Origin of the sequence: Brevundimonas phoenicis (assembly GCF_047237745.1) — a bacterium.
GTDB lineage: Bacteria > Pseudomonadota > Alphaproteobacteria > Caulobacterales > Caulobacteraceae > Brevundimonas.
In genome coordinates, this window is record NZ_JBDFLN010000001.1 from 2918893 (window position 1) to 2933530 (window position 14638).

Consider the following 14638-nt stretch of genomic DNA (forward strand, 5'->3'; position numbering starts at 1 on the left):
TTAAGCCATCTGGCCGTCCCAACCCGGAATGGCCCTATCCGTTGGACGGGTGCGCTTGAATTTGGTAGTTTCGCTAGGCCGTTTCAGATTGATGCGGCTCACAAATGCGGAGGTGGTTCCAGCGGTGGTTCGGTAAATGGGCGAGGTTTGAGTTGTCGGGTGAGCGCGGTGTTCGTGCGTTGATTTTTCAGCGTAATCACCCAGTTTTCCTAGTCAATCGGCTTCTCTCACAAGGGGAGAAGGACGATTTTTGTGCGCGAACGCCTTCGGCTGCTTGAGCGCGTCAGCCCGCAATCTGACCGAAGTCGGCGACGCGGTTCATGACGCCGCGCACCTGAACCAGCAGCTTCAGGCGGTTTTCGCGCTCGTCGGCCACGTCGGAGTTGACCATGACGGCGGTGAAGAAGGCGTCCACCGGACCGCGCAGGGCGGCCAGCGCCGTCATGGCGGCGGCGAAGTCCTCGGCCTCCAGCGCGGCGTCCACGGCCGAGGCGGCGGCGGCGGCGGCGAAGGCCAGGGCGGTCTCTTCCGCCGGCTGGTTCGGCAGGCCGGTGGCGACGGCGCCCTCCGGCAGCGGCCCCTTCTTCTCCTCGGCCTTGAGCAGCTGGGCGGCGCGCTTGTAGCCCGCCAGCAGGTTCGCCCCGTCGTCCGTCGCCAGGAAGGCGGCCAGCGCCTCCACCCGACGCACGATCCGCACCAGATCGTCGTCGCCCAGCGCAAAGACGGCGGCCACGAGGTCATGACGCTGGCCCTTGTCGCGCAGCAGGACGGTTAGGCGATCAGCGAAGAAGGCGAGGAGGTCGTTGGCGACCGCCTCTGCGTGGCCACCCAGCGTCTTGTCTTGATTGAAGGCGGGCGCGTGACGCGACCAGTTGTGATTGATCTCGTTTCGCTGCGTTACGCCGACCAACAAACTACGCAGGGCAACCGGACGCTTCGCTTCCAGCACCAACCGGATCACGCCCAGCGCCGCGCGGCGCAGCGCATAGGGATCCTTCGAGCCCGTGGGCTTTTCGTCGATGGCGAAGAAGCCGACCAGGGTGTCCAGCTTTTCCGCCATGGCGACGGCGACCGTGACCGGGGCGGTCGGGACGGTGTCGCCCGGTCCCTGCGGCTTGTAGTGGTCGCGGATGGCGTCGGCCACGGCGTCGGGCTGACCGGCCAGACGGGCGTAGTAGCCGCCCATGATCCCCTGCAGTTCCGGGAACTCGCCCACCATGCCCGAGGCCAGGTCGACCTTGGACAGGCGCGCGGCCTGTTCGGCCTGAGCCGGGTCGGCGCCGACCAGCGGGGCGATCTCGCGCGCCAGCGCCGCGATGCGGTCCACGCGCTCGGCCAGCGTGCCCAGCTTGGCGTGGAAGGTGACGTCCTTCAGCTTGGCGTTCCAGGCGTCGAAGCCGACCTTCTGGTCCTCGGTCCAGAAGAACTCCGCGTCGCTGAGACGGGCCGACAGCACCTTGGCGTTGCCTGCGGCCAGGGCCGCGCCGCCGTCGGTCGCCTCGACGTTGGCGACGACGACGAAGTGGGGGGCCAGGCCTTCCTTGCCCGGTTCGCGCACGGCGAAATACTTCTGGTGCACCTTCATCGACAGTTGGACCACTTCCGGCGGCAGGGCCAGGAACTGCGGGTCCATGTCGCCCAGGATCGGGGTCGGCCATTCGGCCAGGCCCGACACCTCGTCCAGCAGGCCGTCGTCATCGACCAGGGCCAGCCCCCTGGCCGCGCACACGGCCTTGGCGCCTTCGAGGATGCGCAGCTTGCGGTCGGCGGCGTCCAGCAGGACGAAGTTGCGCTCCAGCTTGGCGCGATAGTCGGCGAAGTCCTTGACCGCGAACGGCTGGCCCGCGCCCATGAAGCGGTGGCCCTCGGTCACGTCGCCGCTCTGGATGCCGTCGACCTCGAACGGGATCACCGCCCCGTCGTACAGGGCCAGAATGCGCTTGATCGGCCGCACCCAGCGCAGGGTTCCCGTGCCCCAGCGCATCGACTTGGGCCAGGGGAAATGGCGGATGATGTCGTCGACGCTCTCAGCCACGACCTCGGTGGTCGCGCGGCCCTTGCTGCTGATCTCGGCGAACCAGACGCCGTCGCGCTCGACCAGCTGGTCCTGCGTCAGGCCGGTCTTGCGCAGGAAGCCTTCCAGCGCCTGTGCGGGCGCCGAGGTCTTCGGGCCCTTCAGCTCTTCATTGCGGTCGGGCGTGGCGGCGGGCAGGCCGTCGATCACCAGCGTCAGGCGGCGCGGCCCGGCGTAGGTCGTCAGTGCGTCCCACGTCAGGCCCGCGGCCTTCAGACGGTCGGACGCCATGCGCTCCAGGTCGCGCGCGGCGCCGGGCTGCATACGGGCAGGGATTTCTTCGCAGAAGATTTCGAGAAGAAGCTGGGACATCAGGCGGTCGCCCGTTCGTGTTCGACTTGAGCGAGGGCGCAGGCTTTGCACAGGTCGCGGATGCGGCCGATGTAGCTCTGGCGTTCGGCGACGGCGATGGCGCCGCGGGCGTCCATCAGGTTGAACAGGTGCGAGGCCTTAAGCACCTGGTCATAGGCCGCCAGCACCAGCGGCTGCCCCTGCGGCCCCTTCATGGTCAGGAAGTGGGCGGCCTCGCGCTCCATGTCCTCGAAACGGCGCTTCAGCGCGGCGACGTCATAGCCGTGGAAGTTGGCTTCCGACTGCTGGCGCTCGTTCTCGAGGAAGACTTCGCCATAGGTCAGGCCCTCCTTGTTGAACTTCAGGTCATAGACGTTGTCGACGCCCTGAACATACATGGCCAGACGCTCCAGCCCGTAGGTCAGCTCGCCCGAGACCACGTCGACCTCGATGCCGCCGACGCCCTGGAAATAGGTGAACTGCGTTACCTCCATGCCGTCGCACCAGACCTCCCAGCCCAGCCCCCAGGCGCCGACGGTGGGGTTTTCCCAGTCGTCCTCGACGAAGCGGATGTCGTGCAGGCTGGGGTCGATGCCGATGGCGCGCAGGGAGTTGAGATACAGCTCCTGCAGGTTGTCGGGGTTCGGCTTCAGGATGACCTGATACTGGTAGTAGTGCTGCAGCCGGTTGGGGTTCTCGCCGTATCGGCCGTCGCCGGGGCGGCGCGACGGCTGGACATAGGCGGCCTTCCACGGCTTGGGACCGAGGGCGCGCAAGACGGTCGCAGGGTGCAGGGTGCCGGCGCCGACTTCGATGTCATAGGGCTGCAGGATGGCGCAGCCCTGCTCGCTCCAATAGTGGTGCAGGGTCAGGATCAAGTCCTGAAACGAGAGAGGTTCAGCAGCGGCCACGGTCGACATTTCGGTCCGATTTCGGGAGGCGCGGACCATAGGGCCGCCACGCTTCGCCAGCAAGGCGAGGCGGTGCAATCCTTCACCCTTCTGCAAGCGCATCTGCGCTAGAAGGCGCCCATGATGCAGCAACGGATCGATCAGATGCGCCGCCGGGCGGCGCGCTATATGGGCGTCAGACCGGTGACGGTCGCGCCTGCGCGCGGGATTCTCAGCCTCAGCTTCGACGACTTCCCGGCCAGCGCCTGGACCGAGGCAGGGCCGATCCTGGCCGAGCACGGGATCAAGGCGACCTATTACGTCGCGGGCGGCCTGTGCGGCGGCGAGAACATCGGCAAGGCCCAGTTCGAGGTCGAACACCTGCAGGCCGCGCACGAGGCCGGGCACGAAGTCGGCTGCCACACCTTCGACCACGTCAGCGCCCTGCGCCTGAGCCCCGCCCAGTTGACGGACCAACTGGCGAGAAACGCCGAGTGGGTCGCCGAGCGGCTGGACGGCCACGTCATGACCACCTTCGCCTGGCCCTTCGGCGACGTGGCCCTGGGCGCCAAGACGGTGATCGACGAGCGGTTCCTGCTGGGGCGCGGCGTGCGCGACGGGGTCAACGCCGGGAGCGCCGACCGGGCCAATCTGCAGGCCATCGGTCTGGAGTCGCGCCGCCTGCCCCACTACGACCTAGAGGCTCTGGTCGCCCGCGCGGCCGAGGCGCCCGGCTGGCTGATCGCCTATGGCCATGACGTCGAGAGCGATCCCACCCCCTACGGCTGCACGCCCGAAGACCTGGACCGCCTGATCCGCCTGGCCAAGGCGGCGGGGCTGGAGATCCTGCCGGTCGGCGAGGCGTGGGAGCGATTGGGCGGCGTCTGAATCTTCCTTACCGCTCATCCCGGCGGACGCCGGGATTCAGTAAGAGCCTCCCGCGCGGCCGTCTGAGGTGAGCGAGCCAGCTATCCGCCTTGGAGTTGGTAGCCAAAGCACTGGATTCCGGCGTCCGCCGGGATGAGCGGTTTCAGCATGCGCCGCCCAAAGAAAAACGCCGCCGCCCGCTGAGGGCGACGGCGTCTGTCCGTCAGGATCGCCGGGGCCGAAGCCCCGACGCCCGCCTTATCAGAACCGGAAGCTGACGCGGCCGGTCAGGCGGTGGTCCTTGTAGTCGTCGTTGAAGACACCCGAGTAGCCGACCTCGATGTTGGTCGACTTGGACGCCTCGATGTTGAAGCCCAGGCCCGCCTGCAGCGCGCCCGAGTTCAGGTCGGCGCCTTCGACGCGGAACACCGGACCGTCCGAGAAGGCCGCGTTGAACACGGGGCCGTCGCCGCTCAGGTCTTCGGTCCAGGCCAGGTGGCCGATCGCCGACAGCGCCGGACGGCCGTTGCCGCCCGCCAGATGCGTCTCAGAGCGCAGACCCGCCGTCAGCAGGTCCGAGGTCTGGGAGACGTCGCCCGACAGGGCCGCGTCGCCGCCGCGCTCGACCACGTCCGCATCATATTCGACGCGGGTGTAGTTCAGATACGGCTCCAGCACGGTCGAGGCCATGACCGACTTGCGCCACGACACTTCGCCGTAGGCCTGCCAGGCTTCGCCGTCATAGCGGCCGGTCAGTTGCTCGTTGAAGCGGTTCAGCGAGGCCGAACGGTCGGTGCGGGTGCGCGAATCCATCCAGGCGCCGCCCAGACGGAAGTCGAAGCCGCCCAGCGTCGCGGCGCCGTAGACGCCGATGTGCTGGGTCTTGACCTCGCCCGTCGAACGCAGACGGTTGGCGCGGATTTCCGACTGGCTCTCACCGACGGCGACGCCGATGTGGGCGCGGCCGTTCAGCGTCTTCTCGACACCGGCCAGATAGCCGGTGGCCTCGCTGCGGAAGCCGGCCAGTTCGCCGTTGTCCTGACGTCCGCTGCCGAAGACGCCCGAGGCCCAGACGGCGACGCCGCGGCCGTCGGTCGCCTCGGTCGTGCCGTTACGGCCGCGCGTCAGCATGGCGTCGCGGATGAAGCGCGAGTCGCCCGAAGCGACGCCCGCCAGGGTGGCGTGAACCTCGCCCGTCAGGCTGTTCAGAGCCGCGCGGACGTTGTCGGCGCTGCCGTCCAGGATGGCGTCTTCCAGAGCCGTGTTGCGGCCAGCCGGCGGATTGGTCATGGCCGAGGCGGTCATGACGTCCAGGGCGCCGCCCAGCGCCTTCTGGTTCGGGGTGGTCCCGACCGAGGCGATGGTGACGTCGTTGCGCGCCAGCGTCAGATGCACGGTGCTGGCGCTGTAAGTCAGCATCGGCGTCAGGAAGGCCAGATCGCTCTTGGCGCCCGTGAAGGTTCCGGTGACGCCGCCCGCCGACTGCAGGATGTTCATGCGGGTACGCAGGTTCCAGTTGCCCTGGTCGGCCTTCACGATGACCTCGCCGCCTTCCAGCGTGGTCTTGCCTTCCACCGCGAGACGAGAGTGCGCCGCGCCGTTCACGTTCGAGCGGATCCACAGATAGGAACCGGCCTTGAATACGGCGTCGTCGGCGACCGTCAGCGTACCGAACAGATTGCCCGAGCCGCCCGGCGCCAGAACGCCGCCCTTCTCGACGGTCAGACCGGCCAGACGACCAACGCCGCCCAGCATGCCCAGCTCAGCCACGGTCGAGGCCGAGTTGATCAGGCTGCCGTTGACGGTCAGCAGACCGCCCTCGACGCGGGTGACGCCGCTGTAGTCGTTGGCACCCGTCAGGATCAGCTCGCCGCCGCCCTTCTTGACGATGCCGCCGATGTCGTCGGGGTAGGAGGCCAGAACCTCGGCCGAATAACGATCACGGGCGTCGCCGATGTCGTTGCTCCACACGTCCACCGTGCCGACGCGGACATCGACGTCGCGGACGTCGCGCAGGGCCGTCGGGCCTTGCAGCGCGACCTGCATCTGAGGCGCGCCCCAGCCCGACTTCAGGTCCACCCCAGGCGTGTCCAGGTCCAGCGAGCTGGACACCAGGATGTCGCCGATCAGGGCCGTGTCGTATTCGGGGAAGTGCTCCATCAGCAGGGCCGCGAAGCCCGAGATGTTCGGCGCCGCCATCGAGGTGCCCGTATAGGCCTCATAGCCCGGCCCCGTGTATGTGATCAGCGTCTCCAGGCGCTGCATCAGCAGGGCGTTAGCCTGGGTCAGCACGTCGGACGAGAAGTCCGGCGTCAGAAGGGCCATGTTGTTGGTCGAGGTCAGCAGACCCGCGAGCTGAGCGGTGAAGCCGTTCGGATCGCCCAGACGACCGCCGGAGATCAGGGTGATGGCGACGGCCTCTTCGGCCACGCGACGACGCGCGGCGGCCTCGTCGAACGGGCGCCCGGCGGCGGCGGCGGCGCGCTTGTTCGTCAGATAGGTGTTCAGCTCGCCCAGGAAGCGGTTCACCGAAGCGGTCTGCAGCGCCGCAACGCTCGTCGCCGTATAAAGCGGGCGATAGTCCGCCGGACGGTAGATTGCAGCGATGGCGTTCAGGCTGAAGTCATAACCCGGCACCGACGAAACGATCTGATGGCCCGGTCCTGCAACGCACCAGGTCGCGGTCTGGCCGCAGAAGCTGGTCGAGGCGCTGGGCGTCAGGTCGCTTGTGTAGTTGGCGACGGACAGCCAGTTGGAGCGCAGACGCGGATCGAACATGGGCGCGGCGGCGTCGATGCCGGCGTGAACCCCGTAGCCGTTACCCGCCGAGAAGACGACTAGGACGTCGTTGTCGAGCACCGGCTTGTAGAAGTCGCCGTAGTTGCTGCGGGGGCCGAAGGCCTGGCGCACCACCGCCTCGGACGCATTGTAGGGCAGGGTGTTGCTCGAACCCCAGCTGTTGTTGATGATCCGCACCTCGCCCGTGGCGGCCAGATCAACGATGTTGGTCTGGGCCGTGCTGACGATATCGCCGTTGATGAAGACGTCGCGGTACCAAAGGAAGTCGCCGGCGGCGAAATTGGTCGTGGCCGAATAGATGTTGGCGCCGAAGGCGTTGCCGAACATGGCCTCGCCTTCGATGCGGGCGCCGCCGATGGTGCCGGCGACGTGGGTGCCGTGGCCTTCCCAGCGACGACGCGGGTTGATGCGGCCGTCGTTGCCGTAGTCGTCAGAGACGACTGTGTTCAAGCCCTTGATCTTGCCTGCGCCGCCGAACAGCGGGTGGTCCATGTAGACGCCCGCGTCATTGACGCCGACCGTCAAGCCCTTGCCCGTCAGACCCAGGGCGTAGGCGTGCTCAAGCCCCAGATAGGCCTTGGAGTAGTCGACCGAGAACTGGGCGTCTTCGCGCCAGGACGTCAGCGCCGCGTCGTAGTCCGCAGTGCGCGACCCGTCCGCCATGTAGAACCCGCCCGGCGGCGGCGTAACACTCGTCTGAGCGGAAACATCACTCGCCCACACAAGGGCGGAACCGGCGACCGCAACAAGAAGTCCGGCCTTGAACGCGTTGATCATAATCCCCCACAACGACAATGGTTATTGAGGAAGGCTGCGTACGCCCGACGGTCCCCTGACCGCCGATTCACGTCGCTCCTCCCGGCCCCATTTGAGACGGAAACTTCCGCCTACTGTCAATCGTGGAACGCAGATTCTTCTTCACAAAAAGGAGTTTTCGAAACGGCCACGCTTCAACGCGCCAAAATTGGAATTTCTAGCCCCGCCGGCGCCCTTCGCGACAAAACGCCGGTCCAACTCGCGAAATCACGCCCGTCGCCTCGACATCGCAACACAGGGACGCGCTAAAATGTCGCAGATGTTCCGAGTGAAGCCATCATGGCGACGTCAGATCCGTCCCTGCGTCTCGGCCCAACGGATCAACGACCTGCGCGGCCAGCACAGCAGCCAGGAGCAGGCGCTGTACTCGCCCGACTCGATCATCGCCTTGCGGGTGGGCGAGGAGGTCGAGGCGCGCTCGTCGTGGATCTCGCCCCCGCCCTGATGGATCATGAAGGCGCCGTTCTTCGTCGGCGTGGCGCGCAGGTAGGTCAGGCGCGGGCTGATGGTCTCCAGCGGCGGATCGAAGAACCAACTGGAGCCGATGACGCCCGCCAGTTCCGGCCGCGTCTTCAACAGGGCGGCGGCGGCGGCCCAGTTCCGCTCCCAGCCCGCTTCGTTGAAATCCGACAAGTCGCGCGCCTCGGTGTGCGTCTCAAGCCAGGGCCGCCAGCCGCCCGCCTGGACCCAGGCGATCAGGGGGCCGGGGCCGCGCCCGCCCAACATGTGCCGCACGACCAGCCCCGGCCCAACGGGCGAGGACAGGTCCAGCATCTGAGTGTTGCTGCCCGGCACGCTGAGCGCCAGGGACACCCGCACGTCCTTGGCCCAGAAGTCGGGATCATACGGGTCCGCCCCGCTGTCCAGATAGGCGGCGAGCCGGTCCACATAGGTCGGATAGCCCGCCAGCACGGCCTGCGGCAGGCGCTCGGCGGCGATGCGGCCGGGCAGCTCCAGCCCCCAGGCGGCGATCAGGCCGCGCCTCTGGTCGTCGTTCGCGCCCTCGCCCAGCAGACCGTCGACGGTGCGGGCGGCCAGTTCGAAATCCCAGTGCGGGGCGACCTCGGCGGCGGCGCGGGCGGCGGCGTCCTTGATCTCGTCCACGCGGGCGCGATCGGCGGGCGAAAGGCGCGACAGGGCGCGTTCAAAGGCGGCGGTCTGTTCGGGCGAGAGCTGGGTCATGGCCGCCAGCTTGGCCGCAGGGGCTGTAAATCCGGTTAAATAACCGCACGCGGTTCGATATCCGGCGCGCCCAGCACCACCGGCCGCGACCACCAGCCTGGCCTATCAAGCGCGAAGGCCGCCTCGATCGCCGCCGCACGATCATCGAACAGGCCGAAGACCGTCGCGCCCGATCCCGACATCCGCGTCAGCCGACAGCCCGGCGCGGCGCGCATGGCGCTCAGCGCCTCTTCGATGCCCGGCGTGACCGCCAGGGCGGGCGCCTCCAGATCGTTCCGCTGGGCCGACAGCCAGTCGATGACGGAGGGGACGGACCAGTCGGCGGGCCCCGACGGCCGATCCGCATCCCCGGCGGGTGCGGCGTCATAGGCGCGATAGATCGCCCCCGTCGGCGACAGCAGGCCGGGGTTCAGCAGCACGCCGTGCAGCGTGGGCAGGCGCGGCTCGTCTTCGAGCGCCTCGCCGACGCCCGACGCCCAGGCCGGGCGCGCGCGCAGGCACATGGGGCCGTCCGCCCCGGCGGCCAGGGCCAGACGCTCCAGCGCGCTTTCCGTCAGATCGAGGCCCAGCAGGCGCGCCGTCAGTCGCAGGACCGCCCCTGCGTCTGCCGAACCTCCGCCCAGACCGGCGGCGATGGGCAGACGCTTGTCCAAGGTCACGGCCACCGGCGGATCGCCGATCCCGGCCGCCTCGCCCAGGGCGCGCAGGGCCTTGAGGATCAGATTGTCGCCCTCCCCGTCCAGACCGGCGGCGAACGGTCCCTCGACCCTCAGCGACAGGGCCTCGGCGCGGCGCACCGTCACCCGGTCGCCGACATCGGCGAAGACGGCCAGGCTGACCAGCGGATGATAGCCGTCGGCCCGCACCGGCCCGACATGCAGCAACAGATTGATCTTGGCCGGCGCCAGGCCGCTCAGAACATCGGAAACAGACATGGCGGCGTCAGTCGTCCGAACCCAGGCCGTGATCCCCGGTCGGATTCTGATTCAACCGGTCGCGCAGCTTGGCCTCGACCTCGCCGCGGCGCTTGTCGTCGACCTCCAGCGTCAGGACGCGGTTCCACTGGAAGCCCGCCTCGCGCTGACGACCCACGGCCCAGTAGGCGTCGCCCAGGTGGTCGTTGATCTCGGCGTTGGCGGGCTCCTTGTCGACCGCGCCCTCCAGATTGACCACCGCCGCCTCATACTGCCCCTGGCGGAACTGAGCCCAGCCGAGCGAGTCCTGAATGTTGCCGTCCTTGGGATCCGCGGCGTGAGCCCTGGCGATCATGGCCGCCCCCTCGGCGACGCGCGTCCCGGTATCGACCCACAGATAACCGAGGTAGTTCAGCAAGGTCGGATTGTCGGGCTGCATCTGCAGGGCGGCCCACAGTTCGGCTTCGGCCTGCGCGTCCTGATCCAGAGCCTCATAGGCGGCGCCGCGCAGGAAGTGGGTCTCATAGCCCTGATCCGCCGTATTCAGCAGCGGACCGTTCAGGAGCTCCAAAGCCTCCTCCCGCCGCTCCATCTGCAGCAGCTGGCTGGCCAGCATATAGGCCACCGTGGCTTCGTCAGGTCGCACCGAAGCCGCCCGGCGGAGTTCGACCAAGGCTTCGTCGTCAAGGCCGGTCTTGGACAGGCTGATCGCCATCTGCACGCGCGCGGCGGCGTAGATCGCAGGCGAGGCCTCGCTGACGTGAGCCAGGGCGGCGCGGCCGGCGGGCTCGATCCCGCCCTGGATCAAGGTCTGGCCGATGAGCAACTGGGTATTGTCGCTGGGAGCCAGATTCTGAGCCAGGCGCAGATAGACGGCGCCGAATTCATAGGCGCGCTGGGCGATCATCTGATCCGCAGCGGTGCGCAGGGCCTGAGCCGCCCCCTCGCGGAAGTTCAGCAAGGCCGGCGGACGCGCCTTGGACAGCACCCGTTCGCGCCCTTCCATGACACGGCGGTCGGCGGTACGAGCCGTGACGGCCGCGTCATACTGGACCAAGGCGTCGTCGCGACGGCCTCGCCGCTCCAGGAACTCGCCATAGGATTGGCGGAACAAAGCCCCGGCCAGGGCGTGGCTGGTCAGGTCGCGCCACTCGGCGTCGGCTTCATCATAACGACGACGCTGCTCCAGCAGGCGGGCCCGGTTACCGCGCGCCACCAAGGCGCTGACAGGATCGAATTCGGCCGGCGGCATGGCAAGCGCGCGGTCCCAGTCCCCAGCGGCGGCGGCGATCCAGGCCTGAACATAGAAACCAGCGCGGTCATGCGGCTCGCCCACCGGGGCGACCTTCAACTCAGCATTGGCGCGGCGGGCGTCCCCGCCGGCATAGGTCTGTACCGCCTGCACCAAACGCCCCGCCTGGACGATGACGGGCGACACCTCGGGATCGGTGGGGGCGATGCGGCCCGCCTCGTCCAGATCGCCGGCCAGAAGCGCGGCGGTAAAGGCCTGTTCGCGCACGCGCGGCTGTTCCGGCGTCAGGGCGTAGACGCGGCTGAGATAGTCGGCGCCGACTGCGCTCTCGCCGCTGGTCAGGGCGTTGCGGCCCGCCAGATAGAGGCCGAAGGCGCTGTTCTTCTCGGCGTCCAGAGGGATCGGCGCCCATTCGGCGGGAATGGGCGTGACCTTGGGTTCCTCGGGCGTTTCCGGCTCATCGGCGATGATGATGTGCGGAACCGGGTCGCCGTTCGGCTCGGCATCCTGTGCTTGTGCGTCCTGCGCGTCTTCGGCCGGGGTTTCCGGCGCGGGCTCGGGAGCCTCCTGCGCCAAGGACGGCGCGGCCAGCGACAGCGCAAGGGCGGAAGCCGCCAGGAACAGAACAGGACGAGAAGAGACGAAACGCATGGCCGGACCCTTCACGCTTTCCCTTTCGCCCGCAAGATCATGTGCGGGAAAAGCCGCACAACACTTCTCCCTCCCCTTCATGGGGAGGGTGGTCGGAGCGAAGCGACGACCGGGTGGGGAGGGCTAGTTGATACAGGACGCGGCGCTTGATTTGCCTCAGCGTCCCCACCCGGCTTCGGCCTGACGGCCTCAGCCACCCTCCCCATGAAGGGGAGGGAGAATCGCTGGCTTACATGTTCGGATAGTTCGGGCCGCCACCGCCTTCGGGCGTGGTCCAGACGATGTTCTGCGACGGATCCTTGATGTCGCAGGTTTTGCAGTGGACGCAGTTCTGGGCGTTGATGACGAAACGCGGATCGGCGCGGTTCGCCTCGTCCGCATAGACGACCTCGTACACCCCGGCCGGGCAATACAGCCGCGCGGGCTCGCCGTACTTCGGCAGGTTGACGCTGATCGGCACGGACGGGTCCAGCAGCTTCAGGTGCGCGGGCTGGTCCTCGGCGTGGTTAGTGTTGGAGATGAAGACGCTCGACAGCTTGTCGAACGACAGCTTCCCGTCCGGCTTGGGGTAGAAGATCGGCTTGTGCTGCGAGGCGGGCTCGGTCGAGGCCGCGTCGGTCTTGCCGTGGCGCATGGTGCCGAAGAAGGAGAAGCCGCCCGTCAGGTGGTTGACCCAAAGGTCGAACATGCCGACCGCCCCGCCCATCATAGTGCCCAGCTTGGACAGCAGCGGCTTGGCGTTGCGGACGATCTTCAGCTCCTTATAGACCCACGAGCGCAGGTATGCGGCCTGATAGGCGCTCAGCACGTCGCCTTCGCGACCTTCCATGACAGCGTCATAGGCGGCGTCGGCGGCCAGCATGCCGGTCTTCATGGCGTTGTGGCTGCCCTTGATGCGCGGCACGTTCACAAAGCCCGCCGAACAGCCGATCAGGGCGCCGCCGGGGAAGGCCAGCTTGGGCACCGACTGGAAGCCGCCCTCGGTGATGGCGCGGGCGCCGTAGGAGACGCGGGTGCCGCCCTCGAGATGCTCGGCGATGGCCGGGTGGTGCTTGAACTGCTGGAACTCGTCGAACGGCGACAGGAAGGGGTTCCTGTAGTTCAGGTGGACGACGAAGCCGACAGACACATAGCGATCGCCGAAGTGATACAGGAACGACCCGCCGCCCGTCTTGTCGTCCAGCGGCCAGCCGGTGGTGTGCTGGACCAGGCCGGGCTGGTGCTTCTCGGCCGGGATCTGCCAAAGTTCCTTCAGGCCGATGCCGAACTTCTGCGGATCGGCGGCGTCGCACAGGTTGTGGCGGGCCATGATGGTCTTGGCGAGCGAGCCGCGCACGCCCTCGGCGATGAAGACGTATTTGCCGTGCAGTTCAAGGCCCGGCTGGAACTCGCCGGTCGGCTTGCCCTCGCGGTCGATGCCGAAGACGCCGGCGACGACGCCCTTCACCCGGCCGGTTTCTTCTTCCCAGACGACATGGCTGGCGGCCATGCCGGGATAGACTTCGACGCCCAGGGCTTCCGCCTGTTCGGCCATCCAGCGCGCGACATTGCCCAGCGAGGCGATGTAGCAGCCGTCATTGTGCATGAAGGACGGCATGGCGAACATCGGCAGGGACGCCTGCCCTTGCGGACCCAGGACCAGGAACTTGTCCTTGGTCACCGGCGTCTCCAGCGGGGCGCCGCGTTCCTTCCAGTCGGGGAACAGCTCGTTCAGCGCCTTCGGGTCGATGACCGCGCCCGACAGGACGTGGCCGCCGATCTCGGCCGATTTCTCGAGCACGGCGACGGAAATCTCCTTCCCATCCTTCTCGGCCCGCTGTTTCAGGCGGATGGCGGCGGACAGGCCGGCGGGGCCGCCGCCGACGATGACGACGTCATATTCCATGACCTCGCGCTCGACGCCCGCCAGGGCCTCGAGCGGCGGCAGGTTGTCGATGACGGCTTCCTGCCATGCGTTCTTGGCGCCGCCTTCGATCATTTCCTCGGCCATGTCCCCTGAATCCTCGTTGTCGTCGTGGTTATCCGCCTTATCGGGAGGTGACGCGGGGGCGGTCAAGGCCTATTGCCTATAGCTTCATGAACGCCCCTTCCCTCGACATGGCTGCCGCAGAGGCCCTGTTCGCCTTCTGGCGCGACGCAGGCGTGGACGCCTGTTTCGAGGCGGAGCCGGTCGACCGCACCGTCTTCGTCGCCCCCGTCGCGGCCAAGGGTCCGGCCACGATCACGCCCCTGCGCGCCCCCGGCGCCGCGCCCGGCGCCGCGCCCGCGCCCGGCGAAGCGGCGGCCGAAGCGCGTCGCCTTGCGGCGGCGGCCGCCACCCTGGACGAACTGGCCGAGGCCATCGCCGCCTTCGAGGGCTGCCCCCTGCGCGCCATGGGCGCCAGGCAGTCCGTCTTCGCGCGCGGCAATCCGCAAGGGTCGCTGATGATCGTCGGCGAAGGCCCCGGCGCCGAGGAAGACGTGCGCGGTCAGCCCTTCGTCGGCCAGGCGGGCCAGCTGCTGGACCGCATCCTGATGGCGGCGGGCCTGCTGGACGGCGCCTTCATCACCAACACCGTCTTCTGGAAGACGCCCGGCAACCGCACCCCGACGCCGCAGGAACAGGCGGTCTGCGCCCCCTTCCTTGAGCGCGCCGCGGCCCTGCTGAAGCCCAAGGCGGTGCTGCTGGTCGGGGCGGCGGCGGCCAAGGCCGTGCTGAAGACCGACGACGGCATCATGCGGACGCGCGGCCAATGGCGTGAATGGCGATTGTCCGAAGGCGGAATTGCCGCCCCCGTCATGGCCACCCTCCATCCCGCCTTCCTGCTACGTCAGCCGCAGGCCAAGGGTTTGGTTTGGAAGGACATTCTAGATTTGTCCGCTCGCCTGCGCGGCGAAGTGGTTGAGCCGGGCGCCTGATTCA

The 14638-nt window shown here is 68.1% G+C and carries 9 protein-coding genes; 2 read left to right on the forward strand and 7 right to left on the reverse strand.

Annotated features, from left to right (window positions below; genetic code table 11):
• Positions 1–283: 283 nt before the first annotated feature.
• Together glyS and ABC419_RS14680 are read right to left on the reverse strand one after the other, a co-directional pair.
• On the reverse strand, positions 284–2386 hold the full coding sequence (gene glyS / locus ABC419_RS14675; RefSeq protein ID WP_412876989.1) for a glycine--tRNA ligase subunit beta: 2103 nt from the start codon (positions 2384–2386) through the stop codon (positions 284–286).
• Positions 2386–3285, reverse strand: coding sequence for a glycine--tRNA ligase subunit alpha (locus tag ABC419_RS14680; protein WP_412876988.1), 900 nt, complete (start codon positions 3283–3285; stop codon positions 2386–2388). Before ABC419_RS14680 ends, glyS begins: the two co-directional genes overlap by 1 nt.
• A 111-nt stretch (positions 3286–3396) precedes the next feature.
• Between ABC419_RS14680 and ABC419_RS14685 the strand changes: the two genes are divergently transcribed.
• Positions 3397–4143 carry a polysaccharide deacetylase family protein gene (locus tag ABC419_RS14685; protein ID WP_412876987.1) on the forward strand — a complete coding sequence of 249 codons (747 nt, stop codon included), beginning with the start codon at positions 3397–3399 and terminating at the stop codon, positions 4141–4143.
• A gap of 240 nt (positions 4144–4383) precedes the next feature.
• Here the strand turns inward: ABC419_RS14685 and ABC419_RS14690 are convergent, their stop codons facing one another.
• The 5 genes from ABC419_RS14690 to ABC419_RS14710 form a co-directional block, all read right to left on the reverse strand.
• Positions 4384–7584 carry an autotransporter domain-containing protein gene (locus ABC419_RS14690; RefSeq protein ID WP_412876986.1) on the reverse strand — a complete coding sequence of 1067 codons (3201 nt, stop codon included), beginning with the start codon at positions 7582–7584 and terminating at the stop codon, positions 4384–4386.
• Between the two features lie 441 nt (positions 7585–8025).
• Positions 8026–8919 carry a hypothetical protein gene (locus ABC419_RS14695; RefSeq protein ID WP_412876985.1) on the reverse strand — a complete coding sequence of 298 codons (894 nt, stop codon included), beginning with the start codon at positions 8917–8919 and terminating at the stop codon, positions 8026–8028.
• A gap of 35 nt (positions 8920–8954) precedes the next feature.
• On the reverse strand, positions 8955–9854 hold the full coding sequence (locus ABC419_RS14700; protein ID WP_412876984.1) for a 4-(cytidine 5'-diphospho)-2-C-methyl-D-erythritol kinase: 900 nt from the start codon (positions 9852–9854) through the stop codon (positions 8955–8957).
• A 7-nt stretch (positions 9855–9861) separates the two neighbouring features.
• Complete coding sequence (locus tag ABC419_RS14705; protein ID WP_412876983.1) at positions 9862–11736, reverse strand: tetratricopeptide repeat protein; 1875 nt, start codon at positions 11734–11736, stop codon at positions 9862–9864.
• 229 nt (positions 11737–11965) lie between these two features.
• Positions 11966–13621 carry an electron transfer flavoprotein-ubiquinone oxidoreductase gene (locus tag ABC419_RS14710; protein WP_412878002.1) on the reverse strand — a complete coding sequence of 552 codons (1656 nt, stop codon included), beginning with the start codon at positions 13619–13621 and terminating at the stop codon, positions 11966–11968.
• Between the two features lie 191 nt (positions 13622–13812).
• Between ABC419_RS14710 and ABC419_RS14715 the strand changes: the two genes are divergently transcribed.
• The gene (locus tag ABC419_RS14715) at positions 13813–14634 is read left to right on the forward strand and encodes a uracil-DNA glycosylase (protein ID WP_412876982.1); all 822 of its coding nucleotides are present in this window, start codon (positions 13813–13815) and stop codon (positions 14632–14634) included.
• Positions 14635–14638 lie beyond the last annotated feature (4 nt).

What these genes read in the sequence shown, in the direction of transcription:
- ABC419_RS14695 (WP_412876985.1), bottom strand. Translation starts at nt 8,919, where the DNA reads ATGACCCAGCTCTCGCCCGAACAGACCGCCGCCTTTGAACGCGCCCTG.
- ABC419_RS14685 (WP_412876987.1), top strand. Translation starts at nt 3,397, where the DNA reads ATGATGCAGCAACGGATCGATCAGATGCGCCGCCGGGCGGCGCGCTAT.
- ABC419_RS14715 (WP_412876982.1), top strand. Translation starts at nt 13,813, where the DNA reads ATGAACGCCCCTTCCCTCGACATGGCTGCCGCAGAGGCCCTGTTCGCC.
- ABC419_RS14680 (WP_412876988.1), bottom strand. Translation starts at nt 3,285, where the DNA reads ATGTCGACCGTGGCCGCTGCTGAACCTCTCTCGTTTCAGGACTTGATC.
- ABC419_RS14700 (WP_412876984.1), bottom strand. Translation starts at nt 9,854, where the DNA reads ATGTCTGTTTCCGATGTTCTGAGCGGCCTGGCGCCGGCCAAGATCAAT.
- glyS (WP_412876989.1), bottom strand. Translation starts at nt 2,386, where the DNA reads ATGTCCCAGCTTCTTCTCGAAATCTTCTGCGAAGAAATCCCTGCCCGT.
- ABC419_RS14690 (WP_412876986.1), bottom strand. Translation starts at nt 7,584, where the DNA reads ATGGCGGACGGGTCGCGCACTGCGGACTACGACGCGGCGCTGACGTCC.
- ABC419_RS14710 (WP_412878002.1), bottom strand. Translation starts at nt 13,621, where the DNA reads ATGGAATATGACGTCGTCATCGTCGGCGGCGGCCCCGCCGGCCTGTCC.
- ABC419_RS14705 (WP_412876983.1), bottom strand. Translation starts at nt 11,736, where the DNA reads ATGCGTTTCGTCTCTTCTCGTCCTGTTCTGTTCCTGGCGGCTTCCGCC.